At 56.2% G+C, this 20,923-nt stretch carries 19 protein-coding genes; all 19 read right to left on the bottom strand.

Annotated features, from left to right (window positions below; all coding sequences use genetic code 11):
- Window positions 1–7: 7 nt before the first annotated feature.
- Window positions 8–511, bottom strand: coding sequence for a secA translation cis-regulator SecM (gene secM, locus V1603_RS06890; RefSeq protein ID WP_116342631.1), 504 nt, complete (start codon window positions 509–511; stop codon window positions 8–10).
- Window positions 512–792: 281 nt separating this feature from the next.
- Window positions 793–1,710 (bottom strand): UDP-3-O-acyl-N-acetylglucosamine deacetylase, encoded by a 918-nt coding sequence (lpxC, locus tag V1603_RS06885; protein ID WP_061099229.1) that lies wholly within the window; start codon window positions 1,708–1,710, stop codon window positions 793–795.
- A 101-nt stretch (window positions 1,711–1,811) separates the two neighbouring features.
- Window positions 1,812–2,963: a cell division protein FtsZ gene (ftsZ, locus tag V1603_RS06880; protein WP_008501978.1), complete on the bottom strand. Its 1,152-nt coding sequence runs from the start codon at window positions 2,961–2,963 to the stop codon at window positions 1,812–1,814.
- 63 nt (window positions 2,964–3,026) lie between these two features.
- Complete coding sequence (gene ftsA / locus V1603_RS06875; protein ID WP_006173845.1) at window positions 3,027–4,283, bottom strand: cell division protein FtsA; 1,257 nt, start codon at window positions 4,281–4,283, stop codon at window positions 3,027–3,029.
- Window positions 4,280–5,122: a cell division protein FtsQ gene (ftsQ, locus tag V1603_RS06870; protein WP_116342512.1), complete on the bottom strand. Its 843-nt coding sequence runs from the start codon at window positions 5,120–5,122 to the stop codon at window positions 4,280–4,282. Before ftsQ ends, ftsA begins: the two co-directional genes overlap by 4 nt.
- A gap of 1 nt (window position 5,123) precedes the next feature.
- Window positions 5,124–6,044 (bottom strand): D-alanine--D-alanine ligase, encoded by a 921-nt coding sequence (locus V1603_RS06865; RefSeq protein WP_192981997.1) that lies wholly within the window; start codon window positions 6,042–6,044, stop codon window positions 5,124–5,126.
- Window positions 6,037–7,512, bottom strand: a complete 1,476-nt coding sequence (gene murC, locus V1603_RS06860; protein WP_116342508.1) for a UDP-N-acetylmuramate--L-alanine ligase — start codon at window positions 7,510–7,512, stop codon at window positions 6,037–6,039. The genes V1603_RS06865 and murC overlap by 8 nt, the downstream gene beginning before the upstream one ends.
- Before the next feature lie 56 nt (window positions 7,513–7,568).
- Window positions 7,569–8,633, bottom strand: a complete 1,065-nt coding sequence (gene murG / locus V1603_RS06855) for an undecaprenyldiphospho-muramoylpentapeptide beta-N-acetylglucosaminyltransferase (RefSeq protein ID WP_166710113.1) — start codon at window positions 8,631–8,633, stop codon at window positions 7,569–7,571.
- Complete coding sequence (ftsW, locus tag V1603_RS06850; RefSeq protein ID WP_028015508.1) at window positions 8,630–9,874, bottom strand: cell division protein FtsW; 1,245 nt, start codon at window positions 9,872–9,874, stop codon at window positions 8,630–8,632. The genes murG and ftsW overlap by 4 nt, the downstream gene beginning before the upstream one ends.
- On the bottom strand, window positions 9,874–11,190 hold the full coding sequence (murD, locus tag V1603_RS06845) for a UDP-N-acetylmuramoyl-L-alanine--D-glutamate ligase (protein ID WP_166710111.1): 1,317 nt from the start codon (window positions 11,188–11,190) through the stop codon (window positions 9,874–9,876). The genes ftsW and murD overlap by 1 nt, the downstream gene beginning before the upstream one ends.
- Before the next feature lie 2 nt (window positions 11,191–11,192).
- Complete coding sequence (gene mraY / locus V1603_RS06840; RefSeq protein ID WP_008501985.1) at window positions 11,193–12,275, bottom strand: phospho-N-acetylmuramoyl-pentapeptide-transferase; 1,083 nt, start codon at window positions 12,273–12,275, stop codon at window positions 11,193–11,195.
- Entirely contained in the window at window positions 12,269–13,627 is a 1,359-nt protein-coding gene (murF, locus tag V1603_RS06835; protein WP_116342502.1) for a UDP-N-acetylmuramoyl-tripeptide--D-alanyl-D-alanine ligase, read from the bottom strand. The genes mraY and murF overlap by 7 nt, the downstream gene beginning before the upstream one ends.
- Window positions 13,624–15,111, bottom strand: coding sequence for a UDP-N-acetylmuramoyl-L-alanyl-D-glutamate--2,6-diaminopimelate ligase (gene murE, locus V1603_RS06830; protein ID WP_163330313.1), 1,488 nt, complete (start codon window positions 15,109–15,111; stop codon window positions 13,624–13,626). Before murE ends, murF begins: the two co-directional genes overlap by 4 nt.
- Window positions 15,098–16,864: a peptidoglycan glycosyltransferase FtsI gene (locus tag V1603_RS06825; protein WP_028015504.1), complete on the bottom strand. Its 1,767-nt coding sequence runs from the start codon at window positions 16,862–16,864 to the stop codon at window positions 15,098–15,100. The genes murE and V1603_RS06825 overlap by 14 nt, the downstream gene beginning before the upstream one ends.
- Before the next feature lie 15 nt (window positions 16,865–16,879).
- Window positions 16,880–17,245 (bottom strand): cell division protein FtsL, encoded by a 366-nt coding sequence (gene ftsL, locus V1603_RS06820; RefSeq protein ID WP_006173860.1) that lies wholly within the window; start codon window positions 17,243–17,245, stop codon window positions 16,880–16,882.
- Window positions 17,242–18,183 (bottom strand): 16S rRNA (cytosine(1402)-N(4))-methyltransferase RsmH, encoded by a 942-nt coding sequence (gene rsmH / locus V1603_RS06815; protein ID WP_028015503.1) that lies wholly within the window; start codon window positions 18,181–18,183, stop codon window positions 17,242–17,244. The genes ftsL and rsmH overlap by 4 nt, the downstream gene beginning before the upstream one ends.
- Window positions 18,184–18,185: 2 nt before the next feature.
- Window positions 18,186–18,644 carry a division/cell wall cluster transcriptional repressor MraZ gene (mraZ, locus tag V1603_RS06810; RefSeq protein ID WP_014882537.1) on the bottom strand — a complete coding sequence of 153 codons (459 nt, stop codon included), beginning with the start codon at window positions 18,642–18,644 and terminating at the stop codon, window positions 18,186–18,188.
- Window positions 18,645–19,243: 599 nt separating this feature from the next.
- Complete coding sequence (gene cra / locus V1603_RS06805) at window positions 19,244–20,251, bottom strand: catabolite repressor/activator (protein ID WP_014168621.1); 1,008 nt, start codon at window positions 20,249–20,251, stop codon at window positions 19,244–19,246.
- A 179-nt stretch (window positions 20,252–20,430) separates the two neighbouring features.
- Window positions 20,431–20,922 carry an acetolactate synthase small subunit gene (ilvN, locus tag V1603_RS06800; protein WP_045259452.1) on the bottom strand — a complete coding sequence of 164 codons (492 nt, stop codon included), beginning with the start codon at window positions 20,920–20,922 and terminating at the stop codon, window positions 20,431–20,433.
- Window position 20,923 lies beyond the last annotated feature (1 nt).

The raw sequence follows: 20,923 nt of genomic DNA, 5'->3' as shown, positions 1-20,923 counted from the left end.
AGTTAATTTAGCTGAGGCGTTGAGGCCCGGCGCGGATGCCGTGAACCTGGCTAATCCATGTCGAAACGGAGAATGATACAGGGGGGACAAACCCGGTTTGCGCCGTCTGACTCACGTTCAGAGGCGGCTGGTTGTCCTGCGTCAGAAGCGCATTAAGCGTATCGAGCAGGGCAAGATGCTGAGCCTGAACCGGCAGCGTTTCTTCAGCAACAGGCATCGTCTGCGGCGCCATCGCGAACGACAGATGACGGATAACCGTGCGGATGGCGTGCTGCTGCCAGTAATCAACGGAGAAATTAGGACGACGGCTGGCTTCAAGCCACGCGAGATTAGTAAAATTAACCCGCGTCGAGAGATCGTGTTTAGTCGTAGTGGAACGTGCTGGTGTCGCCGCTTCCGCACTGTTGCTGAGCGCAGGCAAGCCGAAACTCGCCGCGACCATCCCTAATAAGAGATGCGGCCAGAAGTAACGTCTGCCAAATTGTCGCCAGCGCGTCAGTATTCCGCTCACTTGCTCCACCACATTCGCCCGCCAGTGCAGGCTGAGTTCAGTTATTCTTTTTTTAGCGCCCAGATATTACCACTAAAGCCACTACACAGCAGCAGGAATGACACCTTGTAGCAGGTAAAAACGGTCAATAATGCAGCGAACACACCGTTATTCGGCACCCGACAAAGGCCAGGGAATAGAGGGACAAATCAAAGAAGGGCAGAAATAAAAACGACTGGCTTCCCTGGTCGGAGAGAGTACCAGGTGAACCAGTCGCTTTTCTTACGAAACGGCGTTAACCGTTACGCCAGGACCATAGTCGGTGCTTTGAACGCCAGCGGCAGCTCAGCTTCGTCTTCGAAGGTCACATATTCCCAGGCTTCCTGTTTTGCCAGGACGGCCTGCAACAGTTTGTTGTTCAGTGCATGACCGGATTTAAACGCGGTAAATGCACCAATGATGTTGTGACCACACATGAAGAGGTCGCCGATCGCGTCCAGCATTTTGTGACGAACGAATTCATCTTCAAAACGCAGGCCGTCTTCGTTCAGTACGCGATAATCGTCAACAACGATGGCACAATCGAAGCTGCCGCCCAGGCACAGGCCGCGGGACTGCAGATATTCGATATCACGCATGAAGCCAAACGTACGTGCGCGGCTGATCTGGCGCATAAACGCATCAGCAGAGAAGTTCATCGCATAGCGTTGGGTGCTGGCATCAATCGCCGGATGGTTAAAGTCGATGGTAAAGTCCAACGAGAAACCATTGTACGGTTTGAATTCAGCCCACTTGTCGCCATCTTCGACGCGAACGGTCTCTTTAATGCGAACAAATTTCTTCGCACAGTTCAGTTCTTCGATGCCGGCATCCAGCAACAGATAAACGAACGGCGCAGCACTACCATCCATAATCGGGATTTCTGGCGCATCGACTTCAACAATAATGTTGTCGATACCCAGACCCGCCAGGGCGGCGTTCAGGTGCTCTACGGTAGAAATCCGCACGTCATGCTCGTTCACCAGACAAGTACAGAGCATAGTATCACGCACAGATTTGGCATCGGCCGGAAAATCTACCGGTGGATTCAAGTCGGTGCGACGATAGATGACCCCGGTATTGGCCGGCGCAGGGCGTAACGTCAGTGTGACTTTCTTGCCGGTATGTAAACCGACACCCGTCGCCTGAACGATACGTTTAAGTGTCCTTTGTTTGATCATCGTATAATCTCGCCAAATTAACTATCCAACCGAGAGTGTATATCACTAACGGTGGGCCAGTTTAGCACAAAGAGCGCAAATCCCCAAATTCCAGCCAATTCTTAGTCAGCTTGCTTACGCAGGAACGCCGGGATGTCCAGATAATCTGGCTCTTTTGCCGTTTGCGGTGTTGGGTCGTTCACCACTTTCGCGGCCGGTTTTTGCTCCTGAGTCAGAGGAGACATACCGTGCTGCTGGTAACGATCCATTACCGGTTGCTGAGTCTGCTTGTTGGTCACCAGGGTGATCTCAGGACGCTTGTCCATACCGATACCGGTCGCAACAACGGTAACACGCAGCTCGTCGTTCATTTCCGGGTCAAGAGACGTACCGATTACCACGGTCGCGTTGTCAGAGGCGAACGCACGGATGGTGTTACCCACGGTTTCGAACTCATCCAGACGCAGGTCAAAGCCAGCGGTAATGTTGACCAGCACGCCGCGTGCACCAGACAGATCGATATCTTCCAGCAGTGGAGAAGAGATAGCCATTTCAGCCGCTTCTTCTGCACGGTCTTCACCGCTCGCCACGCCAGAGCCCATCATCGCGTAGCCCATTTCGGACATCACGGTGCGAACGTCTGCAAAGTCAACGTTCATCAGGCCAGGACGGGTAATCAGTTCAGCGATACCCTGAACCGCGCCTTTCAGCACGTCGTTTGCCGCGCCGAAGGCGTCCAGCAGGGAGATACCGCGACCCAGAACTTTCAACAGTTTGTCGTTCGGGATAGTGATCAGCGAGTCCACATGCTTGGACAGCTCGGTGATACCCTGCTCAGCGAAGGCCATACGCTTTTTGCCTTCGAAGTTGAAAGGCTTGGTCACGACAGCAACGGTCAGGATACCTAAATCTTTTGCCACTTCAGCCACAACAGGTGCTGCACCGGTACCAGTACCGCCGCCCATGCCTGCTGCGATGAAGACCATGTCCGCACCTTCCAGTGCAGCACGCAGGGCTTCACGATCTTCTTCAGCCGCGTTACGGCCAACTTCCGGGTTAGCTCCAGCGCCCAGGCCTTTGGTGATACCACCGCCGATCTGGATAGTCTGGCCAACTGCCGTCTTACGAAGTGCTTGCGCATCGGTGTTAACTGCAAAGAATTCAACACCTTCAATGCGTTCACGCACCATATGCTCTACGGCGTTACCGCCGCCGCCACCGACGCCGATGACTTTAATCACCGCGTCGTTGGTCAGTTCCATAGGTTCAAACATAATTTCTCTCTCCGTTGTGCCTGTCGCCCGAGACCGCTAATTCTCTCCGGTCTCTTTAAAAAATTAAAACTCTTTTCGCAGCCAGTTGTTCAGTCGTTTGACCCACGACCCCACTGAGACGCGTTTTTCCACTTCTGCTTCACCACTGAGATGAGATTCCTTCCCGTAGTGGAGCAGGCCCACTGCCGTTGAATAGTACGGCTCCTGGGCATAATCCGTTAAACCGGTAATATTCAGCGGCGCACCAATACGCACCTGCGTATGGAACACGCGCTGAGCGCAGGCCGCAAGACCTTCAATTTGCGCTGCACCGCCGGTTAATACAATCCCCGCCGCAAGATGATGTTTCACGCCCTGCTGACGAAGCTGTTCCTGTAACTGTAAAATCTCTTCGTTGACCAGGTTGAGCAGCTCGGTATAGCGTGGCTCAATCACCTCTGCCAACGTCTGGCGCTGCAGGCTACGCGGCGGACGACCGCCCACGCTCGGCACTTCAACGCTCTCATCTTTGCCAACAATAGACCCCAGCGCACAGCCGTGGCGCACTTTAATCGCTTCTGCATCGCTCGGTGGCGTACCAAAAGCGTAAGCAATATCGCTGGTCACAACGTTCCCTGCGTATGGGATCACTTTGGTGTGGCGCAGCGCACCGCCGGTATACACGGCCATGTCCATTGTACCACCACCAATATCGACCACACAGACACCCAGTTCACGTTCGTCTTCGGTCAGCACGGAATAACTTGCCGCCAGACCGGCGAAAATAAGTTGGTCAACTTTCAGGCCACAACGTTCAACGGCTTTCACAATGTTCTTCGCCATATCGTTGTGACATGTGATCAGGTGCACTTTTGCCTGCATACGCACGCCAGACAGACCAACCGGGTTCTTGATCCCTTCCTGGTAGTCGATCGCATACTCCTGCGGGATCACGTGCAGCACGCGATGCTCATCGCGAACGCGCACGGACTTCGCCGTATGCACAACGTTTTCAACGTCTTCCTGCGTCACTTCTTCTTCGGAAATCGGCACCATACCGATTTCGTTCTGGCAGCTGATGTGCTTGCCAGAAAGGGCCAGATAGACAGAAGAAATCTGGCAATCTGCCATTAATTCAGCCTGATCGATGGCGCGCTGTACGCATTTCACCACCGACTCAAGGTCGTTTACCCCACCTTTATCCATACCACGGGACGGGCAACTGCCCACGCCAATGATATTGACCATACCGTCGGGCAGAACTTCCCCTACTAAAGCGGCAACCTTCGCGGTGCCAATCTCCAGTCCAACTACCAGTTTTCTGTCCGTCGCCTTGATCATTGTTGTTCTGCCTGTACCTGTGCCTGATTCTGTTGCTGATTAGGTTCCTCGACCGGAGCCGGCTCCCAACCGACTGCTGCGCCTGAGTCATAGCGCAAATCAACGTAGCTTATCCGTTTGCCGTCCGTCTGCGCCTGCTGCTGTAAAACCGGGTAAAGTTCTACAAAACGCGCCAGACGTTTCATTGTGTCGCCGCGTCCCAGGTTGAGCTTAATGCCGTTCGTCAACGTCAGCTGCCAGGAGCGGCGCGCCGTCATCGCAGCATCTTTTAACGTAAACCTGTCCTTCGCCAGCACCTGGCCCATTTCACGAAAACCCTGCAATACTTCGTTTTCGCTGCCTTCCGGGCCATACAACATCGGTAAATTTTGCTTGTTGACACGATCGCTCGGGACGCTGAAGGAATTTCCGTCTACGTCAACCATGTGCTGATCATTCCAACGCGCAATGGGCACATATTCAACCAGATGAATCTTCAATTCATCAGGCCATTGTTTTCTGACGCTCGCCTGTTTTATCCATGGCAGACGTTCAATCTGGCTCTGAATAATATTGACGTCCTGCGTCATAAAGGTGCCGGGCGATCCCAGCGCCAAAATTGACTGGCGAATATCATCGTTACGCGTGTAGTGACGCTCACCGGTCACCACCAGCTTCGACAGCGGCAGCCGCTGCGCATCTTCCATCCAGCCCAGCACCATCCAGCCGCTGATAAACACGGTGCACAGCACCCCGAGCAGGAAAATAATCCCTGCAAGACGCGTTCCATTACTCCGGCGTGAAGAAGTATATTCTTCTTCGTCATCGCGGTTGCGCGTGTTCAATGCAGCCTGAGACATATCAGCCCGCCTGGTCCAGAATACGTACGACTAACTGAGAGAAGCTCATTCCCGCCTGACGCGCCGCCATCGGCACAAGGCTGTGGCTGGTCATTCCCGGCGAAGTATTGGCTTCCAACAGATAAAACTGCCCGTCATTGTCCTGCATCACATCAATGCGTCCCCAGCCGCGACACCCGAGAACATTCCAGGCTTTTACCACCAGGGACTGTAATTCGGCTTCACGCTCACCTTCAAGACCACAAGGGCAGAAATATTGCGTCTCATCAGAGAGATACTTCGCCTCATAATCATAGAAGACTCCGGCGGGTTGGATGCGAATTGACGGTAAAATTTCTTCGCCAAGCATCGCGACGGTAAATTCCGGCCCGCTGAGCCATTTTTCAATCAGAACTTCTTCATCGTGTTGAAATGCCAGCGCTAAAGCAGATGACAAATCTTCAGCTTTATCGACCTTTGACATCCCGACGCTCGACCCTTCCCGGCTCGGCTTTACAATAACCGGTAAGCCCAGTGACGCAATGCGTGTATTAACGCTGTCCGACAGGCCCAATTCAAATTCGCGACGGGTCAGCGCCACCCAAGGTGCAACAGGTAGCCCCGCGCCCTGCCAGAGTAACTTACTGCGCAGTTTATCCATAGAGATGGCGGAAGCCATCACGCCGCTGCCGGTGTAAGGCATGCCGATCAGATCCAGAAGCCCCTGCAGGGTTCCGTCTTCACCGCCACGACCATGTAGCGCGATAAAGACCTTATCGAAGCCCATCGCTTTTAATTGCGTCACGTCGACCTCTTTTGGATCGACCAGGTGCGCGTTTACGCCGCCTTCACGCAGGCCCGCCAGCACGGCAGCCCCGGAATTCAGGGAAACCTCGCGCTCGGCGGAGGTGCCGCCAGAGAGGACTGCAATCTTATCAGCCATGATGCTCATCCTCCTGGGTTTGCGGCTTCAGTTTGATTTCGGCTAAAGTACGGGCGATTTTGCCGATATTTCCCGCACCCTGAATCAGGATCAGATCGTTACCGGTCAGGACCGGTGCCAGAATTTCCGCCACCTGCGCCGGATCAGATACCAGAATAGGGTCAACTTTACCGCGCCCGCGAATGGTACGACACAGGGAACGACTGTCCGCACCCGGAATCGGCGTTTCGCCTGCGGCGTAAACATCCAGCATCAGCAGGGTATCCACCTGCGACAGGACGCTGGCGAAATCGTCATACAGATCGCGGGTACGCGTGAAGCGGTGCGGCTGGAAGATCATCACCAGATTCTTCTCCGGCCAGCCCGCGCGTGCGGCTTTGATGGTCGCGTCTACTTCGGTCGGATGGTGACCGTAGTCGTCTACCAGCATCGCGGTGCCTGGCTTACCATTCACCGCATCCAGCGGGAATTCACCGAGGAAGTCGAAGCGACGCCCCGTGCCCTGGAAGCTTTCCAGCGCGCGCAGGATCGCTTCATCGTCAATGCCTTCTTCCGTCGCAACAGCCACTGCCGCAGCGGCGTTGAGCGCGTTATGGCGCCCTGGCGCATTGAGCGTGACGTGCAGCAGCTCTTTGTCCTGACGCGCCAGAGTGAAATGGCCCTGCGCACCAATCTGTTTGTACGCTTCCACGCGGACGTCAGCGTCTTCGCTGAAACCATAGGTAGTGATTTGACGACCGACGCGCGGCAGCAGCTCGCGGATCACCGGGTCGTCGACGCACATTACCGCACGCCCATAAAACGGCAGGTTGTGCAGAAAGTTGATAAAGGTCTGCTTTAAGTTCTCGAAGTCGCCCTGGTAGGTATCCATATGGTCAGCTTCGATGTTCGTGACAATCGCCACCATCGGCTGCAGATGCAGGAACGACGCGTCACTCTCATCCGCTTCCGCAATCAGATAACGGCTGTGGCCCAGACGCGCATGCACGCCTGCCGCTTTCACCAGACCGCCGTTGACGAACGTCGGATCGAGCCCGGCTTCCGCATAAATACTGGAGACCATCGCCGTGGTCGTGGTTTTACCGTGGGTGCCGGCAATCGCAATGCCGTGACGGAAACGCATCAGTTCCGCCAGCATTTCAGCACGGCGGATCACGGGAATGCGCGCTTCATGCGCGGCAACGATTTCCGGGTTGTCAGAGGAGATGGCGCTTGAGACCACCACCACGCTCGCATCGCGCACGTTTTCCGGGCGATGGTTGAAATAGATAGTCGCCCCAAGCGACGCCAGCTGCTGCGTTACAGGGTTTGGCGCCAGGTCAGACCCGCTGATCTGATAGCCTTCGTTAGCTAACACTTCGGCAATACCGCCCATGCCAGCACCACCGATGCCAACAAAGTGAATGTGCCGGACGCGACGCATCTCGGGCACGATTGAACGCAGTTTTGCCAGTTGTTGTGTATTCATTCTCTAAACGCCATCGACTACTTAAAATTCGTGCCGCGCTTCACGCGCTGCGAGGGTTAAGCCTGGACTGCCAGGCTCACTTCTTTTGCCACCCGTTCTGTCGCATCCGGGATAGCAACCGCGCGCGCGCGTTGTGCCATCTCCAGCAGTGCGTCTCTGTTCCAGCCCGCCAGGGTGGTGGCGACCGCATCGGCGGTAAATTGTGGCTGTTCAAAAATTTTCGCCGCGCCGGCTTTCTCAAGCGGCAGCGCATTCCAGTACTGCTGTCGGTCTTTGTGCTGGAACGGCACGAACAGCGCGGGTAAACCGGCGGCGGCAATTTCGCTCACCGTCAACGCCCCCGAGCGGCAGACCACGACATCGGCCCAGGCATAGGCTGCGGCCATATCGTCAATAAATTCCGTCACTTTATGCTGCGGTTTTCCCGCTTCGGCATAAGCCTGCTCAACGGTCTGCTGAGCGCCTTTTCCGCTCTGGTGCCAGATCGTCACGGCATCCCCCAGCTTTGCCGCCACCTGCGGCATCGTCTGGTTTAAAATACGCGCCCCCTGAGACCCACCGACAACCAGCACACGAACCGGACCTTCACGTCCCGCCAGGCGGGCATCCGGCAGCGGTAGCGCCAGCACGTCCACGCGCACCGGGTTGCCCACCACGTCCGCTTTCGGGAACGCGCCGGGAAACGCCTGCATCACTTTGGTCGCGATTTTCGCCAGCCACTTGTTGGTCAGGCCGGCAATACCGTTCTGCTCATGCAGCACAACGGGAATACCCAATGACCATGCGGCCAGCCCGCCGGGTCCAGAGACATAGCCGCCCATGCCCAGCACCACATCGGGCTTAAAGCGCTTCATGATGGTGCGCGCCTGACGCCAGGCGTTGAAAATACGCACCGGTGCCAGCAGCATGGCCTTGAGGCCTTTTCCCCGCAGGCCAGAAATTCGAATAAAGTCGATCTCGATACCGTGCTTCGGTACCAGGTCGGCCTCCATGCGGTCTGCGGTTCCCAGCCAGCGTACCTGCCAGCCCTGATCCATTAAATGGTGCGCAACCGCCAGTCCCGGGAACACGTGTCCGCCGGTACCGCCCGCCATCACCATTAACCGCTTCGGTTGATTCATCGTGAACCTCGTGTAAACGCCTGGGCTTTCTCCAGACGCGTCTCATAATCTATGCGTAACAAAAACATAATGGCCGTCGACATGATCAACAGACTCGAACCACCATAGCTGATCAGCGGCAACGTCAGACCTTTGGTCGGCAGCATACCCGCTGCGGCCCCGACGTTAACCAGCGCCTGGAAGCTAAACCAGATACCAATTGAGCAGGCTAAGAAGCCTGAGAAGCGGTGATCGATCTCCAGCGCTTTCCGGCCGATGGACATAGCACGGAAAGCGACGAAGAATACCATTAATAGCGCTAATACCACACCGATATAACCCAGTTCTTCCCCAATAATGGAGAAGATGAAGTCAGTATGCGCTTCCGGTAAATACTCCAGTTTCTGAACCGAATTGCCCAGGCCTTGCCCCCAGACTTCACCGCGGCCAAACGCCATCAGCGACTGCGTCAGCTGATAACCGCTGCCGAACGGATCTTCCCAGGGGTTCCAGAATGAGGTAACGCGGCGGATACGGTAAGGCTCAGCGAGGATCAGCAGCACTACCGCTGATATCCCCATTCCGATAATGGCAATGAACTGCCACAGCTTGGCCCCTGCCAGGAACAGCATCGCCAGCGTCGTCACGAACAGCACCACCACAGTACCGAGGTCAGGCTGCGCCAGCAGCAGGATCGCCAGCACCAGAATCACGCCCATCGGCTTTAAGAAGCCGCGAAGGTTATTACGCACCTCATCGACCTTACGGACCAGGTAGTTCGCCAGATAGCAGAACAATGAAAGCTTGGTAAATTCCGCCGGCTGAATACGCAGCGGGCCGAAGGCGATCCAGCGCGATGCCCCGTTAACGGAGCTCCCGACAACCAGCACGATCAACAGCATGATGATAGAAGCGATCAGCATCGCGGTACTGTGCCGCTGCCAGAACGCCATCGGCAGACGAAGCGTCACCAGCGCCAGGCAAAACGCCAGAATGATGTACAGCCCGTCACGCTTGGCGAACAGGAAGGGATCGTTCGCCAGACGCTGCCCAACGGGCATGGAAGCCGAGGTCACCATGATAAAGCCGATCGCCGCCAGCCCCAGCGTCAGCCAGAACAGGGTGCGGTCGTACATAATCAGGCTATCGGAATCTTTATCCCGTGAAGCCATCACCCAGCCTTTCAGCGCCGCAAACAGCCACACCAGGATCCCAAATCCTGGCAGGCGCGGCATTTTCAGGCGAGGGAGAGATAAACGCATCAGCCTAACTCCTTCGCAAGGCGGGTAAAGACATCGCCACGCTGTTCGAAATTCTTAAACTGATCGAGACTGGCGCACGCCGGGGAGAGCAGAACCATGTCGCCAGGCTGTACGCGCGGGGCGATCAGGCGCATCGCCTGTTCCATCGTTTCAGTTTGCTCGGCAATTTCCGGGCGTAGTTCAGCCAGCTCGCTGCCGTCGCGGCCAAAGCAGTACAGGCGGATGTTATCGCCGGTGAGATACGGCTTCAGGGAGGAGAAATCTGCGGATTTGCCGTCTCCCCCCAACAGCAGATGCAGGGTACCGTCAACGTGCAGACCGTTCAGCGCGGCCTCCGTGCTTCCCACGTTGGTCGCTTTGGAGTCGTTAATCCAGCGCACGCCGTTATGCTCCAGCGCCAGTTGGAAACGGTGCGCCAGGCCGGAAAACGTGGTCAACGCTTTCAGGCTGGAAGAGCGCGGCAGCCCTACGGCATCCGCAAGCGCCAGCGCCGCCAGGGCATTGGTGTAGTTGTGCTGGCCGGAAAGCTTCATCTCTTTCACGTTCAGCACTTTCTCGCCTTTCACGCGCAGCCAGGTTTCTCCCAACTGACGGTTCAGATGATAATCACCCATGGTGATACCAAAGCTGATACAGCGCTCATCCGCGCCACGCACGGGCATGGTCAGCGCGTCATCGGCGTTAACCACGCAGACTTTGGCGTTTTCGTATACGCGCAGCTTGGCCGCGCGGTACTGCTGCAGACCAAATGGATACCGGTCCATATGATCTTCAGTCACGTTGAGGATTGTTGCCGCCGCCGCATGCAGGCTGGAGGTGGTTTCAAGCTGGAAGCTGGAAAGTTCCAGAACGTACAGCTCGCAGCCTTTGTCCAGCAGCATCAGCGCGGGCAGACCGATATTGCCGCCTACCCCTACGTTCATGCCTGCGGCTTTTGCCATTTCACCCACCAGGGTGGTAACGGTGCTTTTGCCGTTAGAACCGGTGATCGCGATAACCGGCGCCTGCGCTTCGCGGCAGAACAGTTCGATATCGCCAACAATCTCAACGCCCGCATCCGCGGCAGCGCTCAATGAAGGGTGCGCCAGCGCCATTCCCGGGCTGGCGACAATCAGATCGGCTGCCAGCAGCCAGTCATCATTCAGACCACCAAGGTGGCGTTCAACCTGTTCCGGCAGCTTGTCCAGACCCGGCGGAGAGACACGCGTATCCATCACGCGCGGCGTAACGCCGCGCGCAAGGAAAAAGTCCACGCAGGAGAGGCCTGTAAGGCCTAACCCGATGATAACGACTTTTTTGCCCTGGTAATCTGCCATGATTAACGTACCTTCAGCGTTGCCAGGCCAATCAGCACCAGCATCAGCGAAATAATCCAGAAGCGCACAATCACGCGCGGCTCCGGCCAGCCTTTCAGTTCATAGTGGTGGTGGATCGGTGCCATACGGAAGATGCGCTGACCGCGCAGCTTGAAGGAGCCAACCTGCAAAATCACCGACAGGGTCTCAACCACAAACACGCCGCCCATGATCACCAGCAGGAACTCCTGACGCAGCAGTACGGCGATAATGCCGAGCGCACCGCCTAAAGCCAGAGAACCGACGTCGCCCATAAAGACCTGCGCCGGGTAGGTGTTGAACCACAGGAAGCCCAGCCCCGCGCCAACAATCGCCGTACAGACGATCACCAGCTCACCCGCGTGGCGCAGATAAGGGATGTGCAGGTAGTTCGCAAAGTTCATGTTACCGGTCGCCCACGCCACCAGCGCGAAACCGGCGGCCACAAAGACGGTTGGCATAATGGCCAGGCCATCCAGACCGTCGGTCAGGTTAACGGCGTTGCCGGTGCCAACAATCACAAAGTAGGCCAGCAGGATGTAGAACAGCCCCAGTTGCGGCATCACGTCTTTAAAGAACGGCACCACCAGCTCGGTGGCAGGCGTGTCTTTCCCGGCCAGATACAGCGCGAAGGCCACGCCCAGCGCAATCACTGACATCCAGAAATACTTCCAGCGGGCGATCAGGCCCTTAGTATCTTTACGAACGACTTTGCGGTAATCATCCACAAACCCGATAATGCCGTAGCCCACCAGTACGGTCAGCACGCACCAGACGTACGGGTTGGACGGGTAGGCCCACAGCAGCACGGAAACAACGATCGCGGTAAGGATCATGATCCCGCCCATCGTCGGCGTACCGCGCTTGCTGAAGTGCGACTCCGGACCGTCGTTACGTACGACCTGGCCGAAAGAGAGTTTTTGCAGACGGGCAATCATGCGCGGGCCCATCCACAACGAGATGAACAGCGCAGTCAGCAGGCTGACGATGGCGCGAAACGTCAGATACGAAAAGACGTTAAAGCCAGAATAATATTTGACCAAATGTTCGGCCAGCCAAACTAACATGTCCCGTTCTCCTGTAATGCGTGCACAACCTCTTCCATGGCGGCACTACGTGAACCTTTCACTAACACTGTCACAATTTGTTTTTCTGTAATTAATGCCTTAAGGCGCTCAATTAAGGCGGCTTTATCGGCAAAATGTTCGCCAACGCCGCTGGCACGGCTAATCGCCTGGCTCAGTTTTCCTGCGCTCAGCACGCAGTCCAGCCCCGCCGCTTTTGCCGCTTCACCGACCTGGGTATGACAGGCTTCGCTTTCATCGCCCAGCTCGGCCATATCGCCAACCACCATGATGCGGTAGCCCGGCATTTCAGATAATACCTGCACCGCCGCCGTCATCGAGCCGACGTTCGCGTTGTAGGAGTCATCCAGCAGCAGCTTGTTTTCCGAAAGCTGAATCGGGAACAGACGTCCCGGCACGGCTTTCAGGTTCGCCAGCCCCGCTTTGATCGCCTCATGCGACGCGCCCACCGCCGTCGATAACGCCGCTGCCGCAAGCGCATTGGCGATGTTATGGCGTCCCGGCAGCGGCAGCAGCACGTCTACGCCACCCGTCGGGGTGGTGAGGGTGAACTCCGTACCGTGCGACGTCACATGGATATTGGTCGCGGTAAAGTCACTGTTGGCCGCATTCGGCGAGAAGCGCCAGGTTTTACGCGAACCAATGATGCTTTGCCAGTTCAGCCAGTCGTTGTTATCGGCGTTAAGAATGGCAATACCGTCATCCGGCAGGCCGGTGTAAATCTCACCTTTCGCTTTCGCCACGCCTTCCAGCGAGCCGAAGCCTTCAAGATGCGCCGCCGCCAGGTTATTCACCAGCGCCGCTTCCGGGCGAGTCAGGCTTACGGTCCAGGCGATTTCGCCCTGGTGGTTTGCCCCTAACTCAATCACCGCAAATTCATGTTCTTTGGTCAGGCGAAGTAATGTCATCGGCACGCCGATGTCATTATTGAGGTTGCCCGCGGTATAGAGCGTATTGCCGCACTGGCTGAGGATCGCCGCCGTCATCTCTTTCACCGACGTTTTGCCTGATGACCCGGTCAGTGCGACAACGCGAGCAGGCACCTGCTGACGCACCCAGGCGGCCAGCTCGCCGAACGCGAGACGCGTATCGTTCACCACAATCTGCGGCAGATCGATATCGAGCCTGCGGCTGACGAGCAGCGCACCGGCGCCGTTCTCTTTGGCCTGTTCTGCAAAATCATGCGCGTCAAAACGCTCGCCTTTCAGCGCCACAAACAGACAGCCCGCAGTAATTTTGCGGGTGTCCGTCGTCACGGCATCAATGGTCAGGTCTTGCCCGTGCAGGTCGCCCTGCAGGATGGCAGCGGCCTGACGTAACGTGATGCTAATCATGCCACTACTCCCAGCAGGCGTGCTGCCGTTACGCGGTCCGAGTAGTCCAGACGGCGATTGCCAACAATCTGATAATCTTCATGCCCTTTGCCCGCCAGCAGAACAACATCATTCTCCTGCGCCTGCATAATGGTGTTGGTCACGGCTTCCGCACGGCCTTCCACCACGCGGGCACGACCGGCGTCCAGCATTCCCGCCAGAATATCGTTGATGATGGCGCGCGGCTCTTCGGTACGCGGGTTGTCATCGGTCACAACCGGAATATCCGCGAACTGCTCGGCAATAGCCCCCATCAGCGGGCGTTTGCCTTTATCGCGATCGCCGCCGCAGCCAAACACGCACCAGAGCTTACCGGTGCAGTGCAGGCGCGCTGCTTCCAGTGCTTTTTCCAGCGCGTCCGGGGTGTGGGCATAATCAACCACTACGGTCGGTTTACCCGGCGCGCTGAACACTTCCATACGGCCGCAGACCGGCTGCAAACGCGTTGACGTTTCCAGCAGCTCCGCCATCGGATAACCCAGCGCCAGCAACGTCGCCAGCGCCAGCAGCAGATTGCTGACGTTAAACGCCCCCATCAGGCGGCTTTCAATTTCACCTTCCCCCCAGGAAGAGGCAAAGCGTATCGTCGCGCCGCTGTCGTGATAGTTAACATCAACGGCCTTTAGCCAGCGGCCGTGGCAGTTCGGATTGATATGGTCTTCCATCGACACCGCAACCGCGTCCGGCAGCTTCGCAAGCCAGCGGCGGCCCACTTCGTCATCGGCGTTGATGATAGCCTGGCCGTAATGGTGAGTAGAGAACAGCAGCCATTTCGCGGCTTCGTAGTGCTCCATATCACCATGGTAATCAAGGTGATCGCGGCTCAGGTTGGTGAACACTGAAGCAGCAAATTTCAGCGCCGCGACGCGGTGCTGAACCAGACCGTGCGAAGAGACTTCCATCGCGGCAAAGGTTGCCCCCTGCCCTGCCAGACCGGCAAGCACATGCTGTACGTCAACCGCCGAGCCGGTGGTGTTTTCCGTCGGGCTCACTTTGCCCAGCAGGCCGTTGCCTACGGTGCCCATCACGGCCCCCGTTTCACCCAGCAGCTGAGCCCACTGCGCCATCAGCTGCGTGGTGGTGGTTTTTCCGTTCGTGCCCGTCACGCCAACCAGACGCAGCTGGTCAGAAGGTTCGTGATAAAAACGTCCTGCCAGTGCAGAGAGACGCTCATTCAACTGGCTGAGATAGACAACCGGCACCCCGTGAATTTCACGGATCTCACCGTCGGTTGCCTCGTCTTTGGCCTCAGCAATAATGGCAGCAACACCTTGCGCAATCGCCTGCGGGATATAACGACGCCCGTCCGCCTGATGACCGACCACCGCCACAAAAAGATCGCCAGAAGCAGCCACGCGGCTGTCCAGTACCATCTCTCGTAGTGCTCGCGCAGGTAACATAGGCACCCACGGAGCGAGAAGGTCGCGCAAATTACGATCTGCCACCTGTACCCTCGCCTTGATTAATTACAAATTCACTTTTTTCGCCCGTCGCCAGCGCATCCGGTTCAACGTTCATGGTGCGTAACACGCCGCCCATGATGGCGCCAAACACAGGCGCAGAAACGGCGCCGCCGTAGTATTTACCCGCCTGCGGATCGTTAATGACGACCACAAGCGCAAAACGCGGATTGCTTGCAGGCGCAACGCCTGCGGTATAGGCAATGTATTTGTTGATGTAGCGACCGTCTGGCCCCACCTTTTTCGCCGTACCGGTTTTAATGGCGATGCGGTAGCCTTTAATGGCCGCCTTCACGCCGCCGCCACCCGGCAGCGCCACGCTTTCCATCATGTGCACAACGGTACGAACGATGGATTCCGGGAAGATACGCTCGCCCGGAACCGGTGGATCAACTTTGGTGATGGACAGCGGGCGATAGACGCCATAGCTGCCAATCGTTGCGTAGACTCGCGCTAACTGTAACGGGGTTACCATTAGCCCGTAGCCGAAAGAGAAGGTGGCCCTCTCTATGTCAGACCACCGTTGTTTTTGAGGATATAAGCCACTGCGTTCTCCGACCAACCCCAAATTGGTCGCCTTTCCCAGTCCAAAACGTGAGTAAGTCTCTACTAACGCTGAGGACGGCATCGCTAACGCCAGCTTTGAAACACCGACGTTACTCGACTTCTGTAACACCCCGGTCAGGGTCAATTCGCTGTAGCGCGCCACGTCTTTAATCTCGTGGCCGTTAATACGGTAAGGGATCGTGTTCAGGACCGTGTTTTCATTGACGATACCGCGCTGAAGCGCCGTCATCACCACCATCGGTTTCACCGTGGAGCCGGGTTCGAACACGTCGGTAATCGCCCGGTTACGCATCGCATCTTTTGCGGTGCCGGTAAAGTTATTCGGGTTGTAGGACGGACTGTTGGCCATGGCCAGCACTTCGCCAGTGCTGACATCCACCAGCACGGCGCTGCCTGACTCGGCCTTGTTAAACGCCACGGCGTTGTTGAGCTCGCGGTAGACCAGCGCCTGCAGGCGCTCGTCAATACTCAGGGCCAGGTTGTGCGCCGCCTGGCTGTCCGTAGAGGAGATATCTTCGATGACGCGCCCGTAGCGGTCCTTACGCACAATTCGCTCGCCCGGCTGGCCGGTAAGCCACTTATCGAAACTTTTTTCAACGCCCTCAATCCCCTGGCTGTCGACGTTGGTGAAGCCAATGAGGTGAGCGGTTACTTCACCGGACGGATAGTAACGACGGGATTCTTCGCGCAGATGAATGCCCGGCAGCTTCAGTTTTCGAATGTAGTCCGCCATGTCAGGGTTAACCTGGCGCGCCAGATAGATAAAACGCCCTTTCGGGTTCGCGTTGACGCGGGAGGCAAGCTGATCCAGCGGCATTTTGAGCGCATCTGACAGCGCTTTCCAGCGGTTATCAAGCGTGATGCCACCGGCATCGTGCAGCTCTTTCGGGTCGGCCCAGATCGCTTTCACCGGCACGCTCACCGCCAGCGGGCGGCCTGAACGGTCGGTTATCATTCCGCGAGAAGTCGACACTTCCTGAACGCGAAGGGAGCGCATATCCCCCTGGCGTACCAGCATGTCAGGGGCGATGATTTGCAGCCACGCCACGCGCCCCAGCAGGAAACCCAGCGCCAGTAAAATGCAGCCGCAAAGCAACGCAAAACGCCAACTGATAAAGTTGGCCTGTTCTTCCTGACGTTTTGGTTTTAGCGTTTTTGCCGCTGCTTTCATGCGTCGCGTTTTCCCTTATTTTTGTACTACGATATTTTCCTGGGAAGGATCAACATGCTGCAGTTGCAGCTTTTCCGTTGCGATCCGTTCAACCCGGCTGTGATCGCCGAGCGCGTTTTCTTCAAGGATCAGATTTCGCCATTCAATATCCAGCGCATCGCGTTCAAGCACCAGCTGCTCGCGCTGCGCAGTCAATAAACGTGTATGGTGAGCCGTGGTCACCACCGTAACTGCCGTAACAATGATGCAAATGAACAGGCAGAGTGGCAGCTTCCCAAACCGCAAAAGATCGTCGCCGATCACGCCAGGCAAAGCATGGCGCTCGTTGCTTCCTAACGATCCCTTAACTTTGCTTAGGGTCTCTGTCACTCTGCCGATCATGCGTTCGTCCTCTCTGCAACTCGCAGCACTGAACTACGGGCGCGTGGATTCTCTGCCACCTCTTCTTCGCCCGGCATCAACTTGCCTAATGCTCGCAACTGACGGCCACCCAGCTTCCTGAGTTGTTCTTCCGTCATCGGCAGCCCCGCTGGCACTTGTGGACCGCGGCTCTGTTCACGCATGAAGCGTTTCACAATGCGGTCTTCCAGCGAATGGAAGCTGATGATGGATAACCGCCCACCCGGGGCCAGCACGTCGAGCGAGCTTTTTAGCGCCAGCTCTATTTCCTCCAGTTCACTGTTTACCCAGATGCGAACCGCCTGGAAGGTACGGGTCGCGGGATGTTTGTGCTTATCCTTCACCGGCGTCGCCGCCGCAATCACTTCGGCCAGCTCTTTGGTGCGGGTCATTGGCTCAACGCGGTTGCGCTCAACGATGGCGCGCGCAATGCGCTTGCCAAAACGTTCTTCGCCAAAGGTTTTGATCACCCAGGCAATATCCGCTTCGTCAGCGGTCTGCAGCCATTCGGCGGCAGACTGGCCACGCGTCGGGTCCATACGCATGTCCAGCGGACCGTCGCGCATAAAGGAGAAGCCGCGTTCTGCATCATCAAGCTGGGGTGAAGAGACGCCAAGATCGAGAAGAATCCCGTCGATCTTGCCCGTAAGATCGCGCTCGGCAACGTAATCCGCGAGCGCAGAGAAAGGTCCATGCACGATGGAAAAGCGTGGGTCATTGATGGTCTGTGCAACGGCAATCGCCTGCGGATCGCGATCGATTGCCAGCAGACGCCCTTCCTCTCCAAGCTGGGAGAGGATCAAACGCGAGTGACCACCGCGACCAAACGTGCCATCAATGTAGATGCCATCCGGACGAATGTTCAGGCCGTTCACGGCCTCGTCCAGCAGCACCGTTTTGTGTTTATAATTTTCCATCATATTTATAGAGACAAGTCCTGCAGCCGTTCCGATAAAGTTGCGGAATCAGACTGCTCAGCGTCGATATCTTCCTTGACCTGTTGATACCAGGTCGTTTCGTCCCACAGTTCAAACTTGTTGAACTGTCCGACCAGCATCACTTCTTTGGTCAGACCGGCATGTTGCCGCAGCACGGGCGCAATCAGTAATCGCCCGGCGCTATCCATCTGACACTCACTGGCATGTCCCAATAACAGCCGCTGCACGCGGCGCTCTTGCGGGTTCATGCTCGACAGTCGCGACAGCTTTTGCTCAATAATTTCCCATTCAGGTAAGGGGTAAAGCAGCAGGCAGGGGGAGTTGATGTCAATGGTGCAAACCATTTGACCCGAAGCGTTCTCAATCAGCTGGTCGCGATATCGGGTTGGGACCGATAAACGCCCTTTGCTGTCGAGATTGACTAACGTAGCTCCACGGAACATGCCAGTCTCACCCCTCCTCACCACTTTAACCCACAAATTCCCACCTAAAGGAGTTTACGGAGCGAGGGAAAAGCTTGTCAAGCCAGGACTCTCCCTATAAGGACCCGAAAGGCCGCTATTTACAGAGATAAACAGACCTGGCTAATAACTGCACAACTGGCGAGGCAAAATTAACGTTATGAATATTTGTAAGAAAAAAACCGAATATGCACACTAGCGTTAAGGCTCACTCAATATCATCGCAGATAAATATAAAGTGTCAGTTTGCGACGCGGGCAGCATTTTATGACAGATTCTCTGGGGATAACAGCGCCAGATTCACGCAAGCGGACGGTGAAGGCGACGGCTGCGCTGCTGGCCGGTCAAGGGGGAAGGAAAAACGGCTGAATATTCATCGACCGAAGAGGGTTTGTAACAAAATAATACAAAGAGAGGCTTTTAAAATGGCTTCGTGATTCTTTAAGGACCATTTTAAACGACAAAATGAATTAGGAAAAATAGTAGATTATGATCTCTCAAGAATTATCCTAATTTCATTGCGGGAATTAACTCTGCAAATTATTCCAGTAAAAAGGGGCGGTTTTCGCCGCCCCGTCATTTCATTTATGGCGGCTCAAAATTCCGCGATGATAGAGATTACGTTTGATACGCGTCAGACCCGGCTTCGGTTTACGTGGCTCATCCAGGCTCGCCAGAACAATCTCCAGGACGCGCTCAGCTACATCGCGGTGACGCTGAGCCACTGCCAGCACCGGGCACTGAAGGAAATCGAGAAGCTCGTTATCCCCGAACGTGGCAATCGCCAGGTCGGAGGGAAGCTTGCCTTCACGACGTAAGGTGACATCCATCACCCCCTGCAGAAGAGCAAACGACGTGGTGAACAGCGCCTGGGGCATCGGGTGCGTCTCCAGCCATTTTTCGAACAGCTGCGCAGCGGCTTCGCGTTCATAGCTGTTGGCATAGAGATAGTGGACTTCACGCGGATCGTCTTTCCAGGCGGTTCTGAACCCCTGCTCACGCAGGAAGCTCACGGAAAGCTCAGGCAGCGCGCCAAGATACAGCACCGTTTCAGCGGGGAAAGTTCTCAGCTCAGCGGCCAGCATTTCCGCGTCATCCTGATCGGCACCCACTACGCTTGTGAAATGCTCACGATCGAGTGCGCGGTCCAGCGCAACGATGGGGAAAGGATCGTTCGCCCAGCGCTGGTAGAACGGATGCTCCGGCGGTAAGGAGGTCGAGACGATGATGGCATCAACCTGACGCTGGAGCAGATGCTCAATGCAGCGCATCTCGTTATCGGGCTGGTCTTCAGAACAGGCGATCAGCAACTGGTAACCGCGCTGACGAGCCTGACGTTCAAGATAGTTGGCGATACGGGTATAGCTGGTGTTTTCCAGATCCGGGATCACCAGACCAATAGAGCGGGTGCGCCCGGCGCGCAGGCCGGCAGCGACAGCATTCGGATGGTAGTTATGCTCACGAACCACCGCCATAACTTTTTCAACGGTCTTATCGCTGACACGGTACTGCTTTGCTTTGCCGTTAATCACATAGCTGGCCGTTGTTCGTGACACGCCGGCTAGCCGGGCGATTTCATCCAGTTTCACAATTGCCCCTTAAAAAAAGAAAAGAGTCCATGGCCCTGTCAAGGTTATGGTTAAATCTTTTAACATCTAAACGCAGAAAAGCCTTCGCGGCAACCGCTTTTATCTGCGTTGTCGGCTGATTACGCAAAAAAAAGCCCGGCTTTGGTGACCGGGCTGAAAGAGGCGAACCTTTTTAATAACTACCGCATGATTTTCTCGCCGCGTGACAGACCAACGATCCCCGATCTCGCCACCTCAACAATTTTTGCTACATCCCGCACGGACGCCAGGAAAGCGTCCAGCTTGTCACTGGTTCCGACCAGCTGAACCGTATAAAGAGAAGGCGTGACGTCGATGATCTGCCCGCGGAAGATATCCGCATTGCGTTTGACCTCTTCCCGCCCGTAACCGCTGGCCTGAATTTTTACCAGCATGACCTCACGCTCAACGTAAGCGCCCTGCCCCAGCTCGCTCACGCGCAGCACGTCGACCAGCTTATGCAGCTGTTTCTCGATCTGCTCAATCACCTTGGCGTCGCCAACGGTCTGAATCGTCATACGCGACAGCGTCGGATCGTCCGTTGGCGCTACGGTCAGGCTTTCAATGTTATAGCCGCGCTGCGCAAAAAGCCCAATGACGCGCGACAGTGCGCCAGACTCGTTTTCCAGTAATACCGATAATATCCGGCGCATA

It is taken from the genome of Enterobacter sp. ECC-219 (genome assembly GCF_043966805.1).
Classification (GTDB): domain Bacteria; phylum Pseudomonadota; class Gammaproteobacteria; order Enterobacterales; family Enterobacteriaceae; genus Enterobacter; species Enterobacter cloacae_N.
This window is presented reverse-complemented; position numbering and strand designations above follow the sequence as displayed.